General features: G+C 63.3%; 19 protein-coding genes and 1 other RNA gene. 11 read left to right on the top strand and 9 right to left on the bottom strand.

The annotated features are described in order from the left end of the window. Positions 1 to 155 precede the first annotated feature (155 nt). Together smpB and ssrA are read left to right on the top strand one after the other, a co-directional pair. On the top strand, positions 156 to 629 hold the full coding sequence (smpB, locus tag CMN27_RS13400; RefSeq protein WP_293627187.1) for an SsrA-binding protein SmpB: 474 nt from the start codon (positions 156 to 158) through the stop codon (positions 627 to 629). A 68-nt stretch (positions 630 to 697) separates the two neighbouring features. After that, positions 698 to 1,060: a transfer-messenger RNA gene (ssrA, locus tag CMN27_RS13395) on the top strand. Between the two features lie 171 nt (positions 1,061 to 1,231). On the opposite strand, the gene CMN27_RS13390 is transcribed toward ssrA, so the two are convergent. Next, the gene (locus tag CMN27_RS13390) at positions 1,232 to 1,858 is read right to left on the bottom strand and encodes a LysE family translocator (protein WP_293627185.1); all 627 of its coding nucleotides are present in this window, start codon (positions 1,856 to 1,858) and stop codon (positions 1,232 to 1,234) included. Between the two features lie 46 nt (positions 1,859 to 1,904). After that, on the bottom strand, positions 1,905 to 2,684 hold the full coding sequence (locus tag CMN27_RS13385) for a 2OG-Fe dioxygenase family protein (protein ID WP_293627183.1): 780 nt from the start codon (positions 2,682 to 2,684) through the stop codon (positions 1,905 to 1,907). Between the two features lie 133 nt (positions 2,685 to 2,817). On the opposite strand from CMN27_RS13385, the gene CMN27_RS13380 reads away from it, so the two are divergent. Both CMN27_RS13380 and CMN27_RS13375 read left to right on the top strand, forming a co-directional pair. Continuing rightward, positions 2,818 to 3,696 carry a LysR substrate-binding domain-containing protein gene (locus CMN27_RS13380; protein WP_293627181.1) on the top strand — a complete coding sequence of 293 codons (879 nt, stop codon included), beginning with the start codon at positions 2,818 to 2,820 and terminating at the stop codon, positions 3,694 to 3,696. Positions 3,697 to 4,246: 550 nt separating this feature from the next. Next, positions 4,247 to 6,025, top strand: coding sequence for a potassium/proton antiporter (locus CMN27_RS13375; RefSeq protein WP_293627179.1), 1,779 nt, complete (start codon positions 4,247 to 4,249; stop codon positions 6,023 to 6,025). 29 nt (positions 6,026 to 6,054) lie between these two features. Here the strand turns inward: CMN27_RS13375 and CMN27_RS13370 are convergent, their stop codons facing one another. Then, entirely contained in the window at positions 6,055 to 6,537 is a 483-nt protein-coding gene (locus CMN27_RS13370; RefSeq protein ID WP_293627177.1) for a DUF1249 domain-containing protein, read from the bottom strand. A gap of 63 nt (positions 6,538 to 6,600) precedes the next feature. Beyond that, a complete protein-coding gene (locus tag CMN27_RS13365) occupies positions 6,601 to 7,437 on the bottom strand; it encodes a pyruvate, water dikinase regulatory protein (RefSeq protein WP_293627175.1) in 837 nt (278 codons plus the stop codon). Between the two features lie 145 nt (positions 7,438 to 7,582). Between CMN27_RS13365 and ppsA the strand changes: the two genes are divergently transcribed. From ppsA to CMN27_RS13345, 4 genes are all read left to right on the top strand, one after another. After that, the gene (ppsA, locus tag CMN27_RS13360; RefSeq protein ID WP_293627174.1) at positions 7,583 to 9,955 is read left to right on the top strand and encodes a phosphoenolpyruvate synthase; all 2,373 of its coding nucleotides are present in this window, start codon (positions 7,583 to 7,585) and stop codon (positions 9,953 to 9,955) included. A 30-nt stretch (positions 9,956 to 9,985) separates the two neighbouring features. Further along, positions 9,986 to 10,804: a sulfurtransferase gene (locus tag CMN27_RS13355; protein ID WP_293627173.1), complete on the top strand. Its 819-nt coding sequence runs from the start codon at positions 9,986 to 9,988 to the stop codon at positions 10,802 to 10,804. Between the two features lie 164 nt (positions 10,805 to 10,968). Continuing rightward, positions 10,969 to 11,847: a DMT family transporter gene (locus CMN27_RS13350; protein WP_293627172.1), complete on the top strand. Its 879-nt coding sequence runs from the start codon at positions 10,969 to 10,971 to the stop codon at positions 11,845 to 11,847. 13 nt (positions 11,848 to 11,860) lie between these two features. Then, entirely contained in the window at positions 11,861 to 12,892 is a 1,032-nt protein-coding gene (locus tag CMN27_RS13345; protein WP_293627171.1) for an MBL fold metallo-hydrolase, read from the top strand. An 18-nt stretch (positions 12,893 to 12,910) separates the two neighbouring features. Here CMN27_RS13345 and CMN27_RS13340 read toward each other — a convergent pair whose 3' ends face one another. From CMN27_RS13340 to CMN27_RS13315, 5 genes are all read right to left on the bottom strand, one after another. Continuing rightward, entirely contained in the window at positions 12,911 to 14,557 is a 1,647-nt protein-coding gene (locus CMN27_RS13340; RefSeq protein ID WP_293627170.1) for a bifunctional diguanylate cyclase/phosphodiesterase, read from the bottom strand. A gap of 131 nt (positions 14,558 to 14,688) precedes the next feature. After that, the gene (locus tag CMN27_RS13335; protein WP_293627169.1) at positions 14,689 to 15,459 is read right to left on the bottom strand and encodes a molybdopterin-binding protein; all 771 of its coding nucleotides are present in this window, start codon (positions 15,457 to 15,459) and stop codon (positions 14,689 to 14,691) included. Between the two features lie 90 nt (positions 15,460 to 15,549). After that, complete coding sequence (gene icd, locus CMN27_RS13325; protein ID WP_366515456.1) at positions 15,550 to 17,319, bottom strand: isocitrate dehydrogenase (NADP(+)); 1,770 nt, start codon at positions 17,317 to 17,319, stop codon at positions 15,550 to 15,552. Between the two features lie 73 nt (positions 17,320 to 17,392). Further along, positions 17,393 to 17,722 (bottom strand): Grx4 family monothiol glutaredoxin, encoded by a 330-nt coding sequence (gene grxD / locus CMN27_RS13320; RefSeq protein WP_293627168.1) that lies wholly within the window; start codon positions 17,720 to 17,722, stop codon positions 17,393 to 17,395. 67 nt (positions 17,723 to 17,789) lie between these two features. Next, positions 17,790 to 19,364: a hydantoinase B/oxoprolinase family protein gene (locus CMN27_RS13315; RefSeq protein ID WP_293627167.1), complete on the bottom strand. Its 1,575-nt coding sequence runs from the start codon at positions 19,362 to 19,364 to the stop codon at positions 17,790 to 17,792. Positions 19,365 to 19,697: 333 nt separating this feature from the next. Here CMN27_RS13315 and CMN27_RS13310 point away from each other — a divergent pair, with 333 nt between their 5' ends. From CMN27_RS13310 to argF, 3 genes are all read left to right on the top strand, one after another. Beyond that, positions 19,698 to 20,306 carry a superoxide dismutase gene (locus CMN27_RS13310; protein WP_293627166.1) on the top strand — a complete coding sequence of 203 codons (609 nt, stop codon included), beginning with the start codon at positions 19,698 to 19,700 and terminating at the stop codon, positions 20,304 to 20,306. A gap of 121 nt (positions 20,307 to 20,427) precedes the next feature. After that, positions 20,428 to 21,633, top strand: a complete 1,206-nt coding sequence (locus tag CMN27_RS13305) for an acetylornithine transaminase (RefSeq protein WP_293627165.1) — start codon at positions 20,428 to 20,430, stop codon at positions 21,631 to 21,633. A 2-nt stretch (positions 21,634 to 21,635) separates the two neighbouring features. Next, positions 21,636 to 22,532, top strand: a complete 897-nt coding sequence (argF, locus tag CMN27_RS13300; protein ID WP_293627164.1) for an ornithine carbamoyltransferase — start codon at positions 21,636 to 21,638, stop codon at positions 22,530 to 22,532. Positions 22,533 to 22,668: the final 136 nt, after the last annotated feature.

The following is a 22,668-nucleotide window of genomic DNA, read 5'->3' as shown; positions in this document are numbered from 1 at the left end:
CGCATGGATTAAGGGCGGGTTTTGGCTGCCTGTATGAAGTCGGTCGTGCACGTACGCCCCGTGACTGACACGCGTTTCGCGCCCACGCGCTGTAAATAAGGCCTGCAAATCGTCCCCCCGGTTCCCTGCTTGCCCTGGCCCGCTATACTAAGGCCATGGCAAAGCAAAAAAACAGCAAACAGCCCAGTTCGACCATCGCGCTCAACAAGCGTGCGCGTCACGACTTCTTCCTGGAAGAGCGTCTGGAAGCCGGTCTCGTGCTCGAAGGTTGGGAGGTCAAGGCGCTGCGGGCCGGCAAGGGGCGCATCACCGAAGCCTATGTGCTGATCAAGGACGGCGAAGCCTTCCTGCTCGGCAGTCATATCCAGCCGCTGGTATCGGCGTCGACGCATGTGGTGGTGGACGCCACGCGTACGCGCAAACTGCTGCTGCACGAGCGCGAACTGGCCACGCTGATCGGCGCGACCGAACAGAAAGGCTTCACCGTGGTACCGCTGGCGATGTACTGGAAGCGCGGCAAGGCCAAGCTCGAGATCGCGCTGGCCAAGGGCAAGGCCAACTACGACAAGCGCCAGACCAAGAAGGAAGCCGACTGGAATCGCCGCAAGGCCCAGATTCTGCGCACCTGATCACGGCGGCTTGATTTTATTTCCGTCGCCCGCACCCTGTTTACTGTTACAATCTGATTGCCTTTTTCGGGGGCGACATGGCTTCGACGCGGATGTCAAAACCCGAGGTGCATGCCGAGGTCGCAAATCAACCTCGTTAATCAATTTGCAACCTAAGCTAGTTGCGAACGACGACAACTACGCTCTAGCAGCTTAAAAAGCCTGCTAGTGCCCGACCGGTAAGTGTCTGTGCTTCCGGACCCGGGTATCGACTCTTACAGACTCGCGGCAAGGCCCCGCTTCGGGCCGACCCGTTAAGAGCAAACGAAGATACGCGCAGGTTTTCCCTTTTCGTCGGGTAACCTCGCGCCGACAATCAAAGACGAAATAAGCATGTAGACCCGAGGGTCGAGAATCCGCGGACGCGGGTTCGATTCCCGCCGCCTCCACCACTCGATAGGAAAAGCCGTCTTCGGACGGCTTTTTTTATTTGCCACATCCACCTTCAAGCCGCTCGTGGTTCAGCGGCTCTTGCTTGAGAGACCCGCCCTGCCGTACGGGTTTAAAGCGCATGGTTCGTCTCGGTGCCGAGCGCAATGCGACAAAGTGACCGATTCGGCTGCTCAGGAAAGGATCAAATGCGCCGCCAGCGCGAGAAGAACCATACCCATCACTCGCTCGATCCAGGGCTTGAGTCGCCAGATCCTGTTCAGCAAAACGGGCGTCGATAGCCAGACGGCAACCCCTGTAAACCAGGCCAGATGCGCTAGCGATATGATCAGGCCACATATCAGCTGGAGCACGAGCGGTGTCGAGGGCTTGATGACCTGGGTGAAAATGCTCAAAAAGAACAGCGTCGTTTTCGGGTTCAACGCATTGCAGAGAAAGCCCGAACTAAACGCGGAGCGGTCACTCACCGGTCGATGCATACCATCGGCGGCGGCGTGCGCGGATGCCGAAGCGAGAATACTCTTGAGACCGAGGTAGACAAGATACCCGGCGCCGATCCAGCGAATCGCGCCGTAGATCGCGGGGAATTGCGTGACGAGCACGGCCACGCCGCTGATGCAGTAAGCCACATGCAGCCAAACCGCGAGCGCTATGCCGATGCTCGCCCATACGCCGGCGCGACGAGAATGCACGATGGCGTTCTGGCTCACGAGGGCGAAATCCTGGCCGGGGCTAATGGCCATTCCGACCGCGATCGCTGTGATGGTACCCAGCAACGGCAGGTAGGTAAATTCGATCATGACGATAGTGGTGCGGCCCTCGCCGCGCGAGGGCCGCCGCTCCTGGTTAGAATTGCTTGCGGAAAGTGACCACCAGCACGTCGCGAACAGCGGGGCGCCGACGGTCTACGGCGCTTATCGGCGACACGCCGTGAAAGACCTGCTCATCGTTGACGATCGCCAGATCCAAAGGCTTGTTGAGCGTGAATTTGCGAAGCGGATTCTTACCCAGGTCGTAGACGGTGGATTCGCCGCTGGCCATGTTCCGATGCTGAACCATCGCCATGATCACGAAGTTCACGCCGTCTCGATGAATGCCTTCTGGCGTGGGCTTGCCGACGAAGTCTCCTTCGGTTTCTATACGGAACTGATGGACTTCGATATGCCACGGGTAATATGGCGCCATGCGGCCGAACACACGGCAGCCCAGTCCGACGAGGCTGGCGAGCGTGTTGCCCCTGAGAACTGAGGCCTCGATCGGCTGGTAATGCCGCGCGATACCGCCGTTGAGCGTATTGAAATCCCGGCCCTGGTAGTGCGGCTGATGGGCCTTTTCGAACCACGTATTGCTGCTGGCAGCCGCGGCGAGGGTGGCATGGCGGCGACGGCGATATGTACCGCCGTCTGCCATATGGCCGTCTCGCGGCATGTTGTCCCAACTCGTCGCGAACGCATCCCAGTCGGCCAGTGCAGCACTGTCGAAACCGGTCAGCAGATCGGCGACCGTCGGACCATCGATCAGCGCATAGCTTTGTTTGGCCACACGGCGGCACACGTCATCAATGTCGATACGTTTCGAGACCGAGGCCACAGGGCGGCCCGATATGGAGGGGTTCAGAATCGCCACGGCTGCTCTCCTTGCTCTGCGGTGAATTCATGGGTTCGCCTTGCAGAAACACGATTGAGCAACAGCACTCAACTGTGAAACGATTAGTTTTCACAAGCGAGAGCGACCTATTTTCAAGCAGGCCGGGCCCACGATGATTCGATCTCTCGATGCGCTTCGTGTCTTCATCGCGGTAGCGCGGGCGCAATCCATGACGGTCGCGGCCGAGCAGCTATTCGTCACGCCCGGCGCAGTGAGCAAGCGGATCCGCGACCTCGAGCGCGAGCTGGGCGCGCGATTGTTCGAACGCGAGCATCACGTTGTCCGTCTGACAAACAAGGGCCGCGAGCTCTACCGTGTCAGCCAGGATCTGTTCGACACGCTCGCAAACACGCTGACGGCTTTCGAAAAAACCACCGACTTCGATCAGCCGCTCGTCGTTTCCTGTGAGCCGACGATCGCGATCCGATGGCTCATACAGCGGCTTCCTGCGTTTTACCGCGCATACCCGCATATCACGCTGCATTTATTCGCAGCCGGCGGGCCGGTCGATTTCCGGGCATCCGCGATCGATGTCGCACTCCGTCGCGATGACTTCGACTGGGGGCCTGCACTCTATAGCCGCCGCATCGCCGACGAGATCACCGGCATTGTCGGACTGCCCGAAGCCGCCGCGGATACATCCCCATGCACGATTCTGCACACAAGCTCACGGCCCTCCGCCTGGCAGGCATGGCGCCCCCAGCTCGCAAAGTGGCGGCCGATCGAACGTGAGCTGACCTTTGAGCATTTTTATCTCAGCCTGCAGGCTGCGCGGGCCGGGCTCGGGTTTGGCATCGGATCGGTCTACATGGTCGAACAGCAGATCGGCGCCGGCGAATTGGAAGCCCCGCTCGGCTTTAAAGCCGACGGATCGGCTTACTGGCTACTTTGTCCCTCCCCGATCGACCACGACCCGCGCAAACGCGCTCTTGTCGACTGGCTTGAAACGCAGATGCAGGCGAGTGCCCGGCGTTGCCTCGAACAACAATAGGTGTGCCAGGCCAGCGTGTGGCGCCCGGTACGCGCTGAACTATCTGTATAGCCATACGCCACCGAGCCGATGGCACCTTGCAAACGGCCTGTTCGAAGCGTGACGCGGGCATGATCCACGGGCGATCCAGGCCACCACGGCGCAACCCGACGACTCGACAATCAACTCGTTCGGGCAGGCATGAGATAACAAGGGTCGAACCCTCTGCGAAGCTGCCAACCGCATGTCAATTCAGACGAAGGTTGCTCTTGGCCTTGTATCATCGCTCTCGTGAGTGCCGGATGGCTTAACGCGCCAGGTTTTCAATACGGTGGGATGCGCTCGGGCCGACGATACGTTTTCCAGGCGCCGTAACGATCATCGGGCGGTGGCGAACAGTGCCCGCCTGGCACTGTCCAAGCGGCGGCGCGGCTCTAGCCGGCGGGATGTTAAGAGCCGCCTTTACAGCCAGTTCTTCGGCACATGGCATAGTTGATGCTGCGCCCGTGCCATGGGTGGCCGCTTCGCGTGCGCCCGGCAGCCTTTGTTTGACGACCGCTATTCGGATTCGATGACCGACACCAACATCATTCTCTTCTTTGTCGGCCTGCTGCTGTTTCTGAGCGTAGTCGCCAGTTCGCTGGCCCGCTTCGGGCCCCCGCTGCTGCTGATCTTTCTGATGGTGGGCATGCTGGCCGGCCAGGACGGCCCCGGCCAGATCAACTTCGACAACGTGCCGCTGGCGTTCTTTATCGCCAATCTGGCACTGGCGATCATCCTGCTCGACGGCGGGCTGCGCACTCATCTGCAGACGTTCCGGGTCGCGCTGTGGCCGGCGTTATCGCTGGCGACCGTCGGCGTGCTCGTATCCGCGTCGCTGGCCGGCGCGTTCATCGCCGTGTGGCTGAACCTGGACTGGCGTTATGGCCTGTTGCTGGGGTCGATCGTGGCCAGCACCGACGCAGCCGCGGTGTTCTCCCAGCTGCGCAGTTCGGGGGTGACCTTGAACCAACGCGTGAGCGCCACGCTGGAGATCGAATCCGGCACGAACGATCCGATGGCCATTTTCATGGTTACCTTTCTGCTGGCAACCATCGATGCGAGCGAGGGTTTCAGCGCCTCGACCATTGCCAGCGAAATCGTCTCCCAGTTCGGTATCGGTATCGCGGGCGGCCTGTTGCTGGGCTACGGCCTGTCCTTTCTGGCTTCGCGTGTGCGCCTTGTGGAGGGCCTGTATGCGCTGTTGGTGGCATCGGGCGGGCTCATGGCCTTCACCGCCATCAACCAGCTGGGCGGCAGCGGCTTTCTGGGCATTTACCTCGTGGGCCTGGTGGTGGGCAACCGCCGCAACCATGCCTCCGAACACGTCTTTCGGGTGATGGACGGGCTGGCCTGGATCGCCCAGGCCGGCATGTTTCTGGTGCTGGGCCTGCTGGTCAACCCGCACCAGCTCTGGGCCCATGCCGGCGCGGCCGCGTTGATCGCGGCGTTTCTGATGTTCGTGGCCCGGCCGCTGGCGGTCTGGCTGAGCCTTTTGCCGTTCAACTTCCCGACGCGCGAGCAGGGTTTCATTGCCTGGGTCGGCCTGCGCGGCGCGGTGCCTATCGTGCTGTCGCTGTTCCCATTGATGGCCGATCTCGAAGGCGCCCAGTTTCTGTTCGATATCACCTTTGCGGTGGTGCTGGTATCACTCATCGTGCAGGGCAGCTCGCTGGCCTGGGCCGCGCGCATGCTCAAACTCGAGGTACCCCAGGAACCGGGGCCACAGGCGAGCTTTGGTTTTCTCGGCCAACGCCGGCAGAACTATGTGTTGCTGGCTTTTCGCATCGAGCCTGCCTCGAGCCTGGCCACCACTCAGGGTGAAGCCTTGCAGCGCTTCGAGGGGCTGCGCTGCGTCGCCGTCACCCGCGCACACCACCTGCTGTTTCCCAAGGCGAAGTTCGTCTATGCGGTCGGCGATCTGCTGTACCTGATCACGCCGGCCCACTACAGCGATGAACTGGGCAAGCTATTTCGTGGCGATACCAAGCATGCGCCCGAGGCTCGCCGCTTTTTCGGCAGCTTCATCCTGCGCGGGGACGCGGCGATGGCGGATCTGGCCGAGATGTACGACCTCGGCCTGTCGGATCACGACTGGGATCTGTCGATTGCCGACTATATGCGTCGGCGTCTCAAGCGCCGCCCGGTCGAGGGCGACGTGGTCGATATCGACGGCCTGCGGCTGACCGTGCGTTCATTGCATGCCGGCATCATCGAGAACGTCGGCCTGCAGCTGCGCACGCCCGACGACGCAGAAGAGGAGCACAAGGGCCACAAGGGGCCGAAGCGCCGTCGGCGCGCCTCCGGGTAGGCCTGCCGGGGCCGTCGGCGTGCCTGCGGCTATGCCTTCTGGGGCCGTTGGCGCGGGCGATTGGCCCCGCCGAACCCGTGGCCCTGGGCCAGACAGTAGGCCAGCCACTTGTTAAGTAACAGATTGCGCGGCCACTGGGTGGCGAGCACGTCTTCGTCGATCTGCGGCACGCCGGCGAGCGCGACATAGCGAGAGCGCGCATCGCAGGAGATGGCTTCGGCGAGCTGGGCATCCTGATAGACGCGTAGCAGCAGGTCCGGATCGGGATGGCGGGCCTCGCCTTCGCCGAACCAGTAGGTCAGATGCACGGTGGTGGTATAGCGACAGCGCTCGACCACGCGCAGATACAGCGTATCGTCCGCGCCGTGCGACTCGGCCGTTTCGAACGGCAGATCCAGCTCCGGCACCAGGCGTTCAAAGCGCCGATAGTTGCTCTCGTAGAGCCCCATCAGGCCCGTAAAGCTCCGGGGCTGTGCCGCGGCCAGCCAGTGATTGCGTTGTAGTGTGGGCATCTAGCGGACTATACGGCAGGGTTGGCGCTTTTCAAATCCGCGGGCGTCCGCCACGCCGGCCCATCAGAACGAGCGCCGGCGGATATTCTTGTCCTGCATGATCATTGTCGCAATCTCTTCGATCGACTTGTTGGTGGTCTCCGAGTAGGACAGCCCGTGGCGCTTGTAGAGCCCTTCGGCCTGGCGCAGCTCATAGGACACCTGGGGCAAGGCCGCGTACTGGCTGCCCTTGCGGCGTTCGCTACGAATCTGGTGCAGGCGCTCGGCGTCGATCCACAGGCCGTAGAGCTTGTCCTTGTGGTCGGCCAGCGACGGCGGCAGCGTGCGCCGCTCCAGATCCTCCTCGGTGAGAGGATAGTTCGCGGCATATACGCCGTGCTGCATGGCCAGATAGATACACACCGGCGTCTTGCCGCACCTGGAAGGCGCGACCAGGATGACCTGGGCCTTGTGATAACCGTTCTCGCCCACGCCGTCGTCGTGGGTCAGCGCGTAGTTCATCGCATCGATACGGGACTCGTAGATATCCTCGTCGGCGATGCCGTGGGCACGGCCTTCGCGATGCGTGGACTTGGTATCGAGCGCGCCTTCCAGCGCCGGCACGAACTGATCGAACAGATCCAGGAACACGACGTTGCCTTCGCGCAGGATCTCGCGCACCTTTTCGCTCACCGTGGTCGAGAACACGATGGGTTTGAGCCCGCTCGCCGCGCCCGTGTGCTCCATGTACTCCAGCGCCGAACGCGCTTTCTCCGGCGTGTTGACGAAAGGCAGCGTCGACTGACGGAAGGAGCCTTCATCGAACTGTGTGAGCAGCGTCGCGCCCAGTGTTTCGGCGGTGATGCCGGTGCGATCCGACAGAAAGAATATCGAGCGTTTGGGGTGATCGTTCGTCGTCATGGGCGCTATCGTGCACGAGCGCCGAGGCTTCGCCTAGTCGGGCCGACCCGAGCATTCGGTCGCGCGCGATGCGTTTTTCGACCCGACAGCATTCGCGAATGTGTAAAATCGCGCTTTCGAACGTTTACCTTTGAGGACTCACATCTTGCAAAGCGAGCACGTGGCCTGGTTCAGCCAGTTGGGAATGAACGACGTCGAGACGGTCGGCGGCAAGAACGCCTCTCTGGGCGAAATGATCAGCCATCTCGCCGATGCCGGCGTGAATGTGCCCGACGGTTTCGCGACCACCGCCGATGCCTATCGCCAGTTTCTTGCCCACGACGGGCTGGCCGATCGCATTAACGCCGCGCTTGATGCGCTGGACGTCGACGATGTCGATGCCCTGGCCGAGACGGGTGACAAGATCCGGCGTTGGGTGATCGACCACCCCTTCCCGCCCGAACTGGAAGACGCGATCCGCGAGTCGTTCGAAACGCTGGCCGGCGACAACGCGGATATTTCCGTGGCCGTGCGCTCCTCGGCAACCGCGGAAGACCTGCCCGACGCCTCCTTCGCCGGCCAGCAGGAAACCTTTCTCAACGTGCGCGGGCTCGACAACGTCATGCTCGCGATCAAGGACGTGTTCGCTTCGTTGTTCAACGACCGGGCGATCTCCTATCGCGTGCACAAGGGCTTCGAGCACAGCCAGGTCGCGCTCTCGGCCGGCATCCAGCGCATGGTGCGTTCGGATACGGGTTCTTCGGGCGTGATGTTCACCATCGATACCGAATCCGGGTTCGACCAGGTGGTCTTCATCACCAGTTCCTGGGGCCTCGGCGAAGCCGTGGTTCAGGGCGCGGTGAACCCCGACGAATTCTATGTCTACAAGGCCAACGTCGACGCCAAGCGCCCGGCGATCCTGCGACGGGTGAACGGCGGCAAGGCCGTGAAGATGGTCTATACGGCCGATCGCAGCCACGGCAAGACCACCGAGTTCGTGGACGTCGACGCCGCCGACCAGAGCCGCTTCTCGATCACCGATGCCGACGCCGAGGCGCTGGCCGCCCAGGCGCTGATTATCGAGCGCCACTACGGCCGCCCGATGGATATCGAATGGGGCAAGGACGGCGAGACCGGCGAACTCTATATCCTGCAGGCCCGTCCGGAGACGGTTAAATCCAACAGCGGCGGCACGCTCGAGCGTTACCAGCTCAACTCCGCCGGCCGCGATGTCCTGGTGGAAGGCCGTTCGATCGGTCAACGCGTCGGCGCCGGCAAGGTGCGCAACGTCAAATCCATCAAGGAAATGAACAAGGTCCAGGCCGGCGATATCCTGGTCACGGACATGACCGACCCGGACTGGGAACCGGTCATGAAGCGTGCCGCAGCGATCGTGACCAACCGCGGCGGGCGCACCTGCCACGCAGCGATCATCGCCCGCGAGCTCGGTATCCCGGCCGTGGTGGGCAGCGGCGATGCCACCGAAAAGCTCAGCGACGGCATGGCCGTGACCGTGTCCTGCGCGGAAGGCGATACGGGCTATGTCTACGACGGCGAGATCGACTTCAACGTCGACGAGGTCTCGCTCGACAAGATGCCCGAGATCAATACCAAGATCATGATGAACGTGGGCAACCCCGAGCGTGCCTTCGACTTCGCCATGACGCCGAACGCAGGCGTGGGCCTGGCCCGGCTGGAATTCATCATCAACCGTCAGATCGGCGTGCATCCGCGTGCCCTGCTGGAATACGACGACCAGCCGGATGACCTGAAGAAGACCATCGATGCGCATATCGCCGGCTACTCCAGCCCGGTCGAGTTCTATATTGACCGCCTGGTCGAAGGCATTGCCACCATCGCCGCGGCCTTTGCGCCCAAACCGGTGATCGTTCGCCTGTCGGACTTCAAGTCCAACGAATACGCCAACCTCATCGGCGGCGAGCGCTTCGAGCCCGACGAAGAGAACCCGATGATCGGCTGGCGCGGTGCCTCGCGCTATCTGGCCGAGGATTTCACCCCCTGCTTCGAGCTGGAGCTGGCCGCGGTCAAGCGCGTTCGCGACGACATGGGGCTGAAGAACGTCCAGATCATGATTCCGTTCGTGCGTACCCTCGGCGAAGCCAAGGGCGTGAGCGAGCTGCTGGCCGCCCACGGGCTCAAGCGCGGCGAGGACGATCTCAAGGTCATCATGATGTGCGAGCTGCCCTCGAACGCCATCCTGGCCGACGAGTTCCTGGAGTATTTCGACGGCTTCTCGATCGGCTCGAATGACATGACCCAGCTCTCGCTGGGCCTGGACCGCGACTCGGGGCTGATTTCGCATCTGTTCGACGAACGCGATCCGGCGGTCAAGGTGATGCTGGAAAAGGCGATCTCGGCCTGCAAGCGCAACAACAAGTACGTCGGCATCTGTGGCCAGGGCCCTTCCGACTACCCGGATCTGGCCAAGTGGCTGCTCGAACAGAACATCGAGAGCATGTCGCTGAACCCGGATACCGTGGTCAGCACCTGGCTCTATCTGGCGGGCGAGACCGTATAGTCCCTGTATTTCGTTAAATCAGGAGACCGTATGTCCGCCAAGCTCCCCCTGTTCGTCGATGCCGAGCAGCTGAACGCCGCGATCAGCGACGTTCAGATCGTCGCGATCGACAGCCCGCAGGACTATGCCCAGGCGCATATTCCGGGGGCGCTGCAGATCACGATGGCCGATTTCACCACCGGCGCACCGCCGGTGGCCGGTCTGCTGCCTGACGCACAGCAGCTTGCCGAAGCCTTCTCCGATGCCGGGCTGTGCAACGATGCCCATATCGTGGCCTACGACCGTGCCGGCGACTCCCAGGCCGCACGCCTGCTGTATACGCTGGACGTGATGGGGCATGACCGTATCTCGCTGCTCGACGGCGGGTTGGCCGCCTGGCATGAGGCCGGCCTCACGCTGGAAAGCGGCCCGCCTCAGGACGGTGCCAGCTCGTTCAAGGTGGAACGCCGGCCCGAAGGCATTGCGGATCGCGAATGGATCCAGGCCCATCTGGACGACCCGGATGTAGCGTTTCTGGACGTGCGTAGCGCCCCCGAATACGCGGGCGCCGATGTGCGCAGCGCCCGCGGCGGCCACATCCCCGGCGCGATCAATCTCGACTGGAACCTGCTCAAGGGCCCGGACGGCCGCCTGCGCCCACGCAGCGAGCTGCTTCAGGTTATCGCCGAGCACGACGTCGAAAGCGAGCACGATATCGTCAACTACTGCCAGAGCCATATGCGCTCCTCGTACAGCTATCTCGTGCTCAAGTATCTCGGCTTCGACAAGGTCCGCGGCTATCCCGGCGCCTGGTCGGACTGGGGCAACGCCCCCGATACGCCCGTCAGCGATACGCTCGACGCAAGCTGACCATGGCCGGCGCTGCAACGCGAAAAGTCGCGTACGCGGCGCACGTCCGACGGGCCGATCTGGCCGATTCGGCCCGTCGGGTATTCGTCTCGAATCGAACCTGCGGTGTGTCGATACACCGCGGCGTCGCGGACCGGCGCTATCGATAGCTCGCCGGGTGCCCCATGAACGCCCGCACGACCGATCTGCGCCGCGGCGCGCTGATGGCCGTCGCGGGGGCGGGCGCGTTTGCCGTGGTCAGTGCCTGCGTGAAGCTCGCCGGCAACGAGCTGCCCAACGCGGTGGTCGTATTCTTTCGCAACCTGTTCGCGCTGCTGGTCCTCCTGCCCTGGCTTGCGCGGCGCGGCCCGTCTGCCGTATCGATGCGCACAGCCCGCCCCGGCATGCATCTGCTGCGCGCCGCGACGGGGCTGGGCGCCATGTACTGCTTTTTCTATGCCCTGTCGCAGATGCCGCTGGCCAGTGCGGTGCTGTTGAACTACAGCCAACCGCTGTTTCTTCCCTTCATCGCCTGGATATGGCTGGGCGAGCGCCCGGCGCCGCGTATCTTTCCGGCCGTGATCATCGGCTTTGTCGGCGTGGTGCTCATCCTCAAACCCGGCCTGGGATGGCAGGGGCCGGCCGGGTTGGCAGGTCTTGCAGCGGGCATTCTCGCGGCCACCTCGATGGCTGCCATTCGGCGCATGTCGGATACTGAGCCGACGGTACGTATCGTGATGTATTTCAGCGTGCTCGGCACCCTCGTATCAGCCATACCGGCAGCCCTGGCCTGGCAGACGCCTACAACCACGCAGTGGCTGGCGCTGGCGGGCGCCGGCAGTATCGCAACGGCCGGCCAACTGCTGCTGCCCCGGGCCTATAGCCTGGCGCCCGCTGCCCATATCGGTGCGCTGATCTATACGACGGTATTGTTCGCCGCCCTGATCGGCTGGGTGGTATGGCAGGAAACGCCCGATCTGCTGAGCGCGCTCGGTGCGGCGGCGGTGATCTGTGCCGCCTTGATCGTGGTCGTCACCCGCCGCCCGCGTCGCCAGCGCAGCTGACGGCCCGCCCTGCATGAAACACACGCTACGCATATTGACCCAACGGCTCTTGCCGAACATCAACGCGGGTGACCGCGGTCCGACGAGCGATCATTTCGATGGCCGGCGTTTTTATAACCCGAGCCCGATCCGGCATAGCGCCTGCGACCTGCTGCGCTGGTGGCGCGAGCGAGACAGTCAGCCGTGGCAACGGGTCGAGCACTTCGAGCCGCCGCCCGCACCGCCGCAGCGCCTGGAACATGGGCTGCGTATTACCTGGATCAACCACGCCACCCTGCTCATTCAGACCGCCGGGCTGAACATTCTCACCGATCCCATCTTTTCCGAGCGCGCCAGTCCCCTGTCCTGGGCCGGCCCGCGCCGCTATCACCCGCCCGGGGTGGCCTTCGATGCGCTGCCGGCCATCGATATCGTCGCCGTCAGCCACGCACACTACGACCATCTCGACCGCGTATCGATAAAGCGCCTGATCGCCCGATTCGATCCGTTGTTCGTGGTGCCGCTGGGTCTCGACGCCCCGATAAAGCGTTTTGGCGGCCGACACATCGTCAGTCGCGACTGGTGGCAGGGCCTCGATTTGAACGAGCGCGTTCGGGTCACGCTCACACCGGCCCGACACTGGTCGCGGCGCGGCCTGTTCGACCGCAACCGCTCGCTTTGGGCCGGCTTCTGGTTCGACACCCCCGCCGGCGCCGTCTACTTCGCCGGCGATACCGGCATGGGATCGCATTTCCAGGCGATCCGGCAACAGCTGGGCCCGCCGCGCATCGCCCTGCTACCGATCGGTGCCTATGAGCCGCGCTGGTTCATGGCCCCGCAGCACATGAACCCCGCCGACGCCGTCGAGGCGCATCAGCTGCTCGGCGCGGACCAGAGCATTGGCATTCATTTCGCGACGTTCAAACTTACCGACGAAGGCCAGCACGCCCCCGCCGCCGCATTAGCGAGGGCGCGCTCCGAAGCCGGGCTGGCCGCCGAGCGCTTTATCGCCCCCGCATTCGGGCAGGCCGTGTCTATCGACGCGCACGGATCGTACCCGCACTAGCTACGCGCCACACCGTGGCTAATAGCTGCCGCGCGCCGATTCACCCACCGCCATGGCCTCTGGCTGGTGGTGCAACTGCCATTCGGCCAGCCACTCGCAGAGTTTGTCGTAAGGCATGGGACGGCCCATGTAGTAGCCCTGAATGATGTCGCAGCCCAGCTCGCGCAGCTTGACGCTCTGGTTCTCATACTCGATACCTTCCGCTACCGCCCGCAGACCCAGCGCATGCCCGAGTTCGATGGTGGCCTTGACGATGGCCATGTCGGTATCGGATTCGAGCATGTCGGTCACGAACGAGCGATCAATCTTGATTTCGCTGGCCGGCAGACGCTTGAGATAGGTCAGCTGCGAGTAGCCGGTGCCGAAGTCGTCGATCGAGATATGGATACCCATATTCGACACCCGCGTCACCACATCCATGGTGCGGCGCTGGTCCGACATCAGGGTATCTTCAGTGATCTCGATGGTCAGCACTTCCGAAGGCACTTCGTAGGTTGCCAACAGGTCAGCCAGCAGATCCGGAAAATCCGGGTCGAGAAGCGAGCGTGCCGACAGGTTGACCGATACGCCGATCGACCAGCCTTGCTTGCGCAAGGCCGCGTTGTATTCGAGCGCCCGGCGCAGCACCCACTTCGATAGCTCGTTCATCAGCCCGGCGCGTTCGGCACGGGGTATGAACTCACCGGGCGGCAGAAAGCCGCGGCGTGGGTGTTGCCACCGCACCAGCGCTTCCACGCCGTGTACTTCATCGGCCTGAACATCGATGAGCGGCTGCAGATACAGCACCAGCTGGTCCTGCTCGATGGCGGTACGCAGTTCGGCGCTGAGGCTGTGCATCTCGGCGTCTTCGACCGGTATCGCGGTCTGGACCAGCTCGAAACCACCGCCGCCCGCTTTTGCATGCTGCATGGCGCCGTCCGCGGCATTCACCAGCCCGAACGAGTCGGTGGCATTGTCGGGATAGACTGCCCCGCCCACGCTCGCCGCCAGGTTCAGCGACAGCTTGTCGAGCGTACAGGGCGGCACCAGCACGTCGCGCATGCGCTGGGCGAGGTCCTCGAGCGCCTGGGTGGATTGCAGGGCGTCGATCGCCAGGCCGAAACTGTTGCCGCCCAGTCGCGCCAGAATCGACCCCGTATTTTCCGTCGCGTTGGACAAACGGCGTGCCACGCTCTTGAGTACGCGATCGCCAGTGGCCGCGCCGAACTGGTCGTTGACCTCGGAAAAGCCGTCCAGGTCGAGCACGATGACGCCCACCCGCGTACGGTTGAGCTCGGCATCGCGCAGGCTTGCATCCAGCTGTTGCAAAAAATGGGCGCGATTGGCCAGCCCGGTCAACGTGTCTTCCTGTTCGAGCCGACGGGCTTCGGCCTTGAGAGCGAGCTTTTCGCTTTGCTCAGTATCCGTCTTCTTCGATCGGGCGCCGGCTTTTTCGTCGGAAAAGCCCGCGGCCAGCCCCTGAGCCCACAGGGCAAAGATAAAGGGCATCAGGTCCAGCGCCATCAGCATGGGGTTGCTGGCCTGCGCCGCGTAGAGATTCGCCAGGGTGAGCGCCTTGCCCGACAGCATGACCGCGGCGACCGTCGCCATTAAAACCGCAATCACGGCGATTGCGAAGCCATACAGCGCGTAGCGCGACAGACCGCCGCTGAAGATCGACGTCATCCGGGATAAAGGTGTTGCGTTCGACTGCTGCAAGAAGGCCTCCCCCGGGCGAGTGTTCACTCCGACACCGGCAGCTTCAGAAAATATTCAATAACACGGCACTACAACGCGATAACTGAACCGGCCCATGGTTATGGCCGGCCGCGCCCGAGCGGTACGTCGGCCGCTTCCAAGGCGGCGACGAGCGCTGAGAAGGCATTATCGGCCGCAACCGGCGTTCCCCTTACCCCAAATTCGATAGATCGTTTGCCGCTGGCATTCGGCAGGCAGGCAATCCGTACCTCGGGGTGCGCATCCATGACCTGCTGCATGAGGTCGATCAACGCGCTTTCCGGGGTGTCGAGCACCTCCAGCAGTCGTTCGACATTGCGCTCGGCGCGCTGCAGATGCGGGTAGTGGGTATCCAGCACCCACTCGATCATCGGCCAGGCCATATTGGGAAACCCCGGCACGAAATGATGATGGCCGAAGGAGAAGCCGGGTACCTGATTGACCGGATTGGGGATGACCTGGGCACCGACCGGCCATTCCACCATGTGAATCCGCTTGGGATAGGCCTCGTCGCCAAAGCGGGCTTCCAGCAGCGCCCGCCCTTCGGCATTGAATTCCAGCGCCACGCCGGCTGCGGCGGCTGCACATTGGCGTGTGCGATCGTCCGGGGTCGCACCGATACCGCCGAAGCTGAACACGATATCGTTGGCCGCCAGCGTTTCACGCAAGGTGGCTTCTAGCAGACCGGCATCATCGCCCACCATGCGGGCCCAGGACAGTTCCATGCCGCGCGCATCGAGGATCTCGATGACCCGGGGCATGTGTTTGTCCTGACGCTTGCCCGAAAGCAGTTCGTCGCCGATCAGCACAATGCCGATGCGGTCCGGTGAAGAAGACGAGCTGTTGTCCACGCGCTGCGAAGCCTCTTTGTTTTTTCGGATACAAACAAACGGGCCACGTCGAAACGTGGCCCGCTCGTATCACTTCATGTCATGCCGACATCAGGCTTCGGGCAGCCAGCCGGACTGCTCGATGGCGCCGAAGATATCGGTTTCCGTGGTGATGCCCATCGGCTCGCCGTCCTTGCCGGCCACCAGCAGACGGCTGATGTTCTTTTCGGCAATGACGTTGGCCGCTTCCCGCAGATGCGTTTCCGGGGTGACCGTAACCACGGGCCGTGAGGCGATCTCGCCCACGGTCAGATCGGTCGGGGACTTCCCTTCGCGCACGATCTTGGTAACGATATCGCGACGGGTCATGATGCCCCACTCGCCGGAATCGTTGGGCTCGACCACCAGCGAGGAGACTTCGTTCTTGCGCATCTCGTGCATGGCATCGTGCACGCTGGTGTCGTCGGTGACCGTGATCAGCGAACGCGTCATCACGTCCGATACGCTGGTGGGCGTACGTCCGCTGGCGATCATTTCTTCCATGGGCTGAAGCAGACGACGGATCTCGCGCTGCTTGCGCTCGCGGGCAAGCTTTTCGCTGCGCTGCTTGCGCTTGGTTTCCAGATCGATGCCGCCGTTGATCTGCTCGATCAGCGCATCGGCGAATTCCTTGGTGCCCACTTCCGTGGCCCCTTCCATGTTGCGGGCGAAATCGTAGGTCACGATCTTGTCCGCGAGCACTTCCGGGTAGGCCAGCGAAATCAGGTCCGCGGCTTCCTGCCAACCGATGTATTCGAGCATGTTCACGCCCGAGAACAGCAGCGAGCCGGGGTTGACCTTGTTCTTGTCGGCGTACTTGGGCGCGGTGCCATGGGTGGCCTCGAACACGGCGATGTTGTCCGACATGTTGGCACCGGGGGCAATACCGATACCGCCGACCTCGGCTGCCGCGGCGTCCGAGAGATAGTCACCGTTGAGGTTCATGGTGGCCAGCACGTCGAAATCGTCCGGGCGCAGCAGCATGAGCTGGAAGATGATGTCGGCGATGCGATCCTTGATCACGATCTTGCCTTCCGGCTGACGACCGTTGTACTCGGAGTAGAGCTGGTCTTCGGTGATCGTGCAGTGGCCGAATTCCTCGCGGGCGACTTCATAACCCCAGGCACGGAAGGCGCCCTCGGTGAACTTCATGATGTTGCCCTTGTGCACCAGGGTCACCGATTCGCGGCCGTTATCGATCGCGTACTGGATGGCCTTGCGCACCAGGCGCTTGGTGCCGAATTCGGAAATGGGCTTGATGCCCAGGCCCGCGTCGTCGAAGAAGTCGGCCTTCATTTCCTCCTTGAGGAACTTGGCCAGTTTCTTGTTCTCGTCGGTGCCGGACTGGTATTCGATGCCGCAGTAGACGTCTTCGGTGTTCTCGCGAAAGATCACCACGTCGACCTTGCCCGGGTCCTTGAGCGGGGACGGCACGCCGGCGTAATGGCGCACGGGGCGCACGCAGGCGTAAAGATCCAGTTCCTGACGCAGGGAGACGTTGAGCGAACGAAAGCCCTCGCCCACCGGCGTGGTCAGCGGGCCCTTGATCGCGACCCACAGATCCTTGATGGCTTCCAGCGTTTCGGCCGGGAAGTAGTCGCCGTCATAGACCTTGGCGGCCTTCTCGCCCATGAACAGCTCGGCCCAATGAATCTTGCGCTTGCCGCCGTAGGCTTTTTCGACCGCTGCGTCCCAGATGCGCAGACAGGCCTTGGTGATATCGGGGCCGATCCCGTCACCCTCGACATAACCGAGGATGGGGTTGTCCGGCACATTCATCTGATCGTTTTCGACGGTGATCTTCTGACCGTCTTCGGGCAAGCGCACGTGCTTGTAGGCCATGGGCCACTACTCCTTGTGTATCTCGCGACAAAAAGCACGCCGCCGGCGGTTGCCGGCGGCGCTGGTATTCGTATCAGCCCTTGTTGGCTGCGTTTTCGAGCATCGTCTTGAGCTCGCCGGACTGGAACATGTCGATGACGATATCCGAACCGCCCACCAGCTCGCCGTTGACGAACAGCTGCGGAATGGTCGGCCAGTTCGAATACACCTTCACGCCCTGGCGATAGATCTCTTCGTCGTCGAATACGTTCACGGCCTTGAACGGTACGCCGCAGGCCTTGATCGCCTCGGCGCTGCGGGCCGAGAAACCGCACTGCGGGAAGTCCGGCGTGCCTTTCATGTAAAGCACGATCGGATTGTTCTCGACCTCGTTCTTGATGACTTCCATTGCCTTCGCGCTCATGGCGTTGTCCTCTGATTCGAAAAAACTGTTGTATTGCCCCGATTATAACGCGCCTGTCGAGGCCACGTTACGACGAAACGCCGTAGCCGCCGCCGCCGGCCGATGCGATGGTCAGACGCTGCCCCGCGCTTGCCACGCCGGTGCATTTCGGTGCGAGGCTATCGCCGTCGAGCCGGTTCTCGCCCGGCGCGCCATCCGCCCCGCCCGCACGCCCCCAGGGCGCATGCCGCCGGCGTTCGGCGAGCACGGTGTAGCTGGCTTCGGCCAGGAACTCGATCTCACGAATCAGCCCGTCCCCGCCGCGCTTTGCCCCCGCGCCGCCGCTGTCGCGACGCAGCGCATAGCGGCGCATGCGCAGAGGGAAATGGCGTTCCAGCACCTCGACCGGCGTATTGAGCGTATTGGTCATATGCGCCTGCACCCCACTCGCACCGGGCCGGTTTGGCCCTGCGCCCAGCCCGCCGCCCATGGTTTCGTAGTAGTCCCAGGACGTATCGGCGCCATGCGAGCCGAGCGCGACGTTGTTCATGCTGCCGTGGCTGGCGGCGGGAATCCGGTCGCCGATGGCCTGGGCGAGCGCGCCGAGCACGGCGTCCACAACACGCTGGCTGGTTTCGACGTTGCCGGCCGCCACCGCGTGCGGATGGCACGCGTTGAGCAGCGAGCCTTCCGGCGCACTGATTTCGATGTCCTCGAACGCCCCGGCACAGGCCGGCACCTGTTCGGGCATGAGGCAGCGAAATACGTAGAGCGCGCCGGCGGCGGTCACCGACAGCGGGCAGTTCACGTTGCCTGCTGTCTGCTGCGCGCTGCCGGCGAAATCGACGGCGATATGGCCGTTATCGATATCGATCCGACAGGCGATCGCCAGGTCGCGGTTGCCCTGACCGTCGTCGTCGAGCACATCGGTGAACGTATAGCGGCCGTTGGGCAATTCGCGCAGCGCGCTGGCGGCCAGTTCCCGGGCATAGTCGTTGTACTCGCGCAGCCGCTCGCGAAAGGCATGCACATCAGCGGCCTCGCCCTCGCCGATCAGCGCCGACAAACGTTTCAAGCCGACCCGGTTGGCCGCGATCTGGGCGCTGAAATCCCCGCGTGCAATCGGCGGGTTGCGCAGGTGCTTAAGCCAACCACCCAGTACCGATTCGTCGATACGATCGTTATCCACCAGCGCGACCGGCGCGATCACGAGCCCTTCTTCATCGAGGCTGCTCGACAGCGGCATGGACCCGGGCGAGTCGGCCCCGATATCGGCGTGGTGGGCACGATTGGCCACGAAGGCGACCAGCTGCTCGCCCACGAACAGCGGCGCGATCAGGGTCACGTCCGGCAAGTGCGTGCCGCCCAGATACGGATCGTTGAGCGCGATCATCTGCCCCGGCGCCCAATCGCGCGCGGCGACGATATCGGCCATCGCATACGCCATGCTGCCGAGATGCACCGGGATATGCGCCGCCTGGGCGCACAGGCGCCCCTGCGCATCGAACACCGCGCAGGAGTAATCCAGCCGATCGCGGATATTGGGCGAAAAGGCAGCCTGCGCGAGGCTCGCGCCCATCTCTTCACAGACCGCGGTGATACGGCTGGCGAAAATCGCCAATTCGATGGCGTCGGCGGGCTTGGAATGCGCTTTATCGTTCATGGGGTCGAGTCTAGGGCCTGTCGACGTTTCGTACGAGCCCGCGCTTGGCGGGCACTCGTCGGCACGGCCTGGATCGCCCACCAGAATAAGCCGGCGCGGCCCGCGGCGTTGCGCGTATTGGTCCTCGCACGCTCGACACGGCGACTCGCCCCTTGCGGACAGGCTGCGCGATACCGCGACAGGCCCTCGCAGCGCCCGCGCAAACCGCCCGTCGTGTCGTGCGGCAAAGCCGCGTGGCAGCGCGGATATGCCCGCCGCGCTTTGAAAAATGACGGACAAACCCTATATAACTAGTCGGCGTTGATTCACTCATCTCAATACAAGGGATACGTCATGGCATTTGAACTGCCCGATCTACCGTATGACTACGATGCGCTCGAGCCGTATATCGATGGTCGTACGATGGAGATCCACTACGAGAAGCATCACAACGCTTATCTGACCAAATTCAAGAAAGCCATCGAAGGCACCGAGCTCGAAGACCAGGATCTGGAAACGATTCTGTCCAAGGCCGGCCAGCACGGCCCCGGCGTGCGCAATCAGGGCGGTGGTTACTACAACCACATTCTGTTCTGGGACAGCATGTCGCCTTCCGGCGGCGGCAAGCCGACCGGCGGCCTGGGCACGGCCATCGACTCCAGCTTCGGCTCCTTCGATGCCTTCAAGGAAGAGTTCACGAACGCGGCCACCGGCCTGTTCGGCTCGGGCTTCGTATGGCTGGTGCCGCAGGGCAACCAGCTCAAGATCGTGTCCACCCAGAATCAGGACAACCCGATCATGGACGTGGTGTCCGAGTCCGGTAAGCCGGTCATGGGCCTGGACGTCTGGGAGCACGCCTTCTATCTGAAGTACCAGAACCGCAAGCCGGAATACGTGGATGCCTGGTGGAACGTCGTCAACTGGGACGGCATCGCCAAGCGCTACGACGAGCAGGTCGACTAGAACGATCCGCAGTTTGCGCTAGAATACGGCCCCGTCGCGATGCGGCGGGGTCGTTTTTCGTTTGGGGATCGGTATGCGGCGATCGGGTTTCGCCGGCACGCCCACCCCATCAGGACGCCTTATGGCCAACTCGCATCTGATTCCGACTTATAAACGCCAACCCATCGCCTTCGAGCGCGGCGAAGGCGCCTGGCTGTTCGACAGCCACGGCAGGCGCTATCTCGATGCCCTGTCCGGCATCGCGGTGAACACGCTCGGCCATGCCCATCCGGCACTGGTCGACGCCATCGCCGATCAGGCCGGCCGACTGCTGCACACGTCCAATCTCTACGAGATCGAGGTACAGACCCGCCTGGCCGACCGCCTGTGCGAAGTCGCCGGCATGGAGGCCGTGTTCTTCGGTAACAGCGGTAGCGAAGCCAACGAGGCCGCCATCAAGCTGGCCCGGCTGCACGGCCACAATCGCGGCATCGACAGGCCCGTGGTCGTGGTGATGGAGAATTCCTTTCACGGACGCACCCTCGCCGCCCTGGCCGCGACCGGCAACGTCAACGCCCAGAAGGGCTTCGAGCCGCTGCCGGAAGGCTTTCTGCGCGTGCCCTATGGCGATGTCGACGCCATCGCCGCGCTCGACGATGCCAACATCGCTGCCGTGCTGGTCGAACCGATCCAGGGCGAAGGCGGCGTACGCGTGCCGCCGGCCGACTTTCTCCCGGGCGTGCGTCGGCTCTGCGACGAACGCGACTGGCTGATGATGGTCGACGAAGTACAAAGCGGCGTCGGCCGCACCGGCCACTGGTTCGCCCATCAGGCCGCCGGTATCACCCCGGATGTAATGGGGCTGGCCAAGGGGTTGGCGGGTGGCGTGCCCATCGGCGCGGCGCTGGTCGCCGGCAAGGCCACGCCGCTGTTCGGCCCGGGTAGCCACGGCTCCACCTTCGGCGGCAATCCCCTGGCCTGTCGTGCCGCACTGGCCGTACTGGAAACCATCGACAAGCAGGGCCTGCTGGCCCACGCCCAGGCCATGGGCGATTCTATCCGCAGCCAGATCGAGGCACGGGTCGACGGCCTCGACCATGTCCGGGAGATCCGCGGCATGGGGCTGATGATCGGCATCGAGCTCGCCGAACCCTGCGCCCACCTCGTGGACACGGCCCGCGAGCAGGGCATTCTGCTCAACGTCACCGCCGCCAACGTCATTCGCCTGCTGCCGCCGTTGATCATCGGCCCGGCCGAAGTCGAACGACTGGTGGATGGCGTGTGCTATCTCATCGAAAGCGTCGCCGCGCCGGCGTCGCATTCCACACGTTCCAACCAAGCAAGCTGACCATGACCCTGCGCCATTTTCTGAGCCTGGATGACCTGGGCGCCGACGGCATTCGCCGTGTGATCGACAATGCCATTGCCCTCAAGCGCGAGCCGCGCGGCAAACAGCCCTTCGTGGGTCGGACGCTCGGCATGCTCTTCGAAAAGGCCTCGACGCGCACGCGCGTGTCGTTCGAAGCGGGCATGACCCAGCTCGGCGGCCATGCCATCTTTCTGTCGCCGGGCGATACCCAGATCGGGCGCGGCGAACCGGTGGAAGACACCGCCCGCGTACTCTCGCGCATGGTCGACGTGGTGATGATCCGCAACCACTCGCACGAGATGCTGGAACGCTTTGCGGCCTATTCCAGTGTGCCGGTCATCAACGGGCTCACCGATCGGCTGCATCCCTGCCAGCTGCTGGCGGACCTGCAGACCTATCAGGAACACCGCGGCGATATCGCCGGCAAGACGGTGGCCTGGATCGGCGATGGCAACAACATGTGCCACTCCTACATGCTGGCCGCCCGTCTGCTGGGTTTCGAGCTGCGGATCGCCACGCCCGAGGGCTACGGCCCGAACCCGCAGATTCTCAAGACCTGCGGCGAGCGAGCGGTGATCTGCGAAGACGCCCCCCAGGCCGCCGACGGCGCCGACCTGGTGGTAACCGACGTCTGGGCGAGCATGGGCGACGAGGACGACCGCGAGGTCCGTCTGGCCGACTTTGCCAACTTCCAGGTCAACAAGGCGCTGATGAGCTGGGCCAAGGACGATGCGCTGTTCATGCACTGCCTGCCCGCCCATCGCGGCGAGGAAGTCAGCGCCGAAGTCATCGACGGGCCCCACAGCGTGGTCTGGGACGAGGCCGAAAACCGCCTGCATGCCCAGAAAGCCCTGCTGCTGGATCTACTCGATATCTGATACCGGCCCGAGGTCGAACGCATTCGAAGCAACACGGTTTCTCTGCGCCGACTCACGCCGAAGAACGCTGATTCAAGGTGCGTATCTCGCTTCGGCCGGCTACACGACGGGTCCGGGCGTTTACGCCGGACCACCA

The organism is Salinisphaera sp. (genome assembly GCF_002729955.1).
In the GTDB taxonomy this organism is placed as follows: Bacteria; Pseudomonadota; Gammaproteobacteria; order Nevskiales; family Salinisphaeraceae; genus Salinisphaera.
The sequence above is the reverse complement of the archived record's forward strand: the minus strand, read 5'-3'. Positions and strand labels throughout refer to the sequence as shown.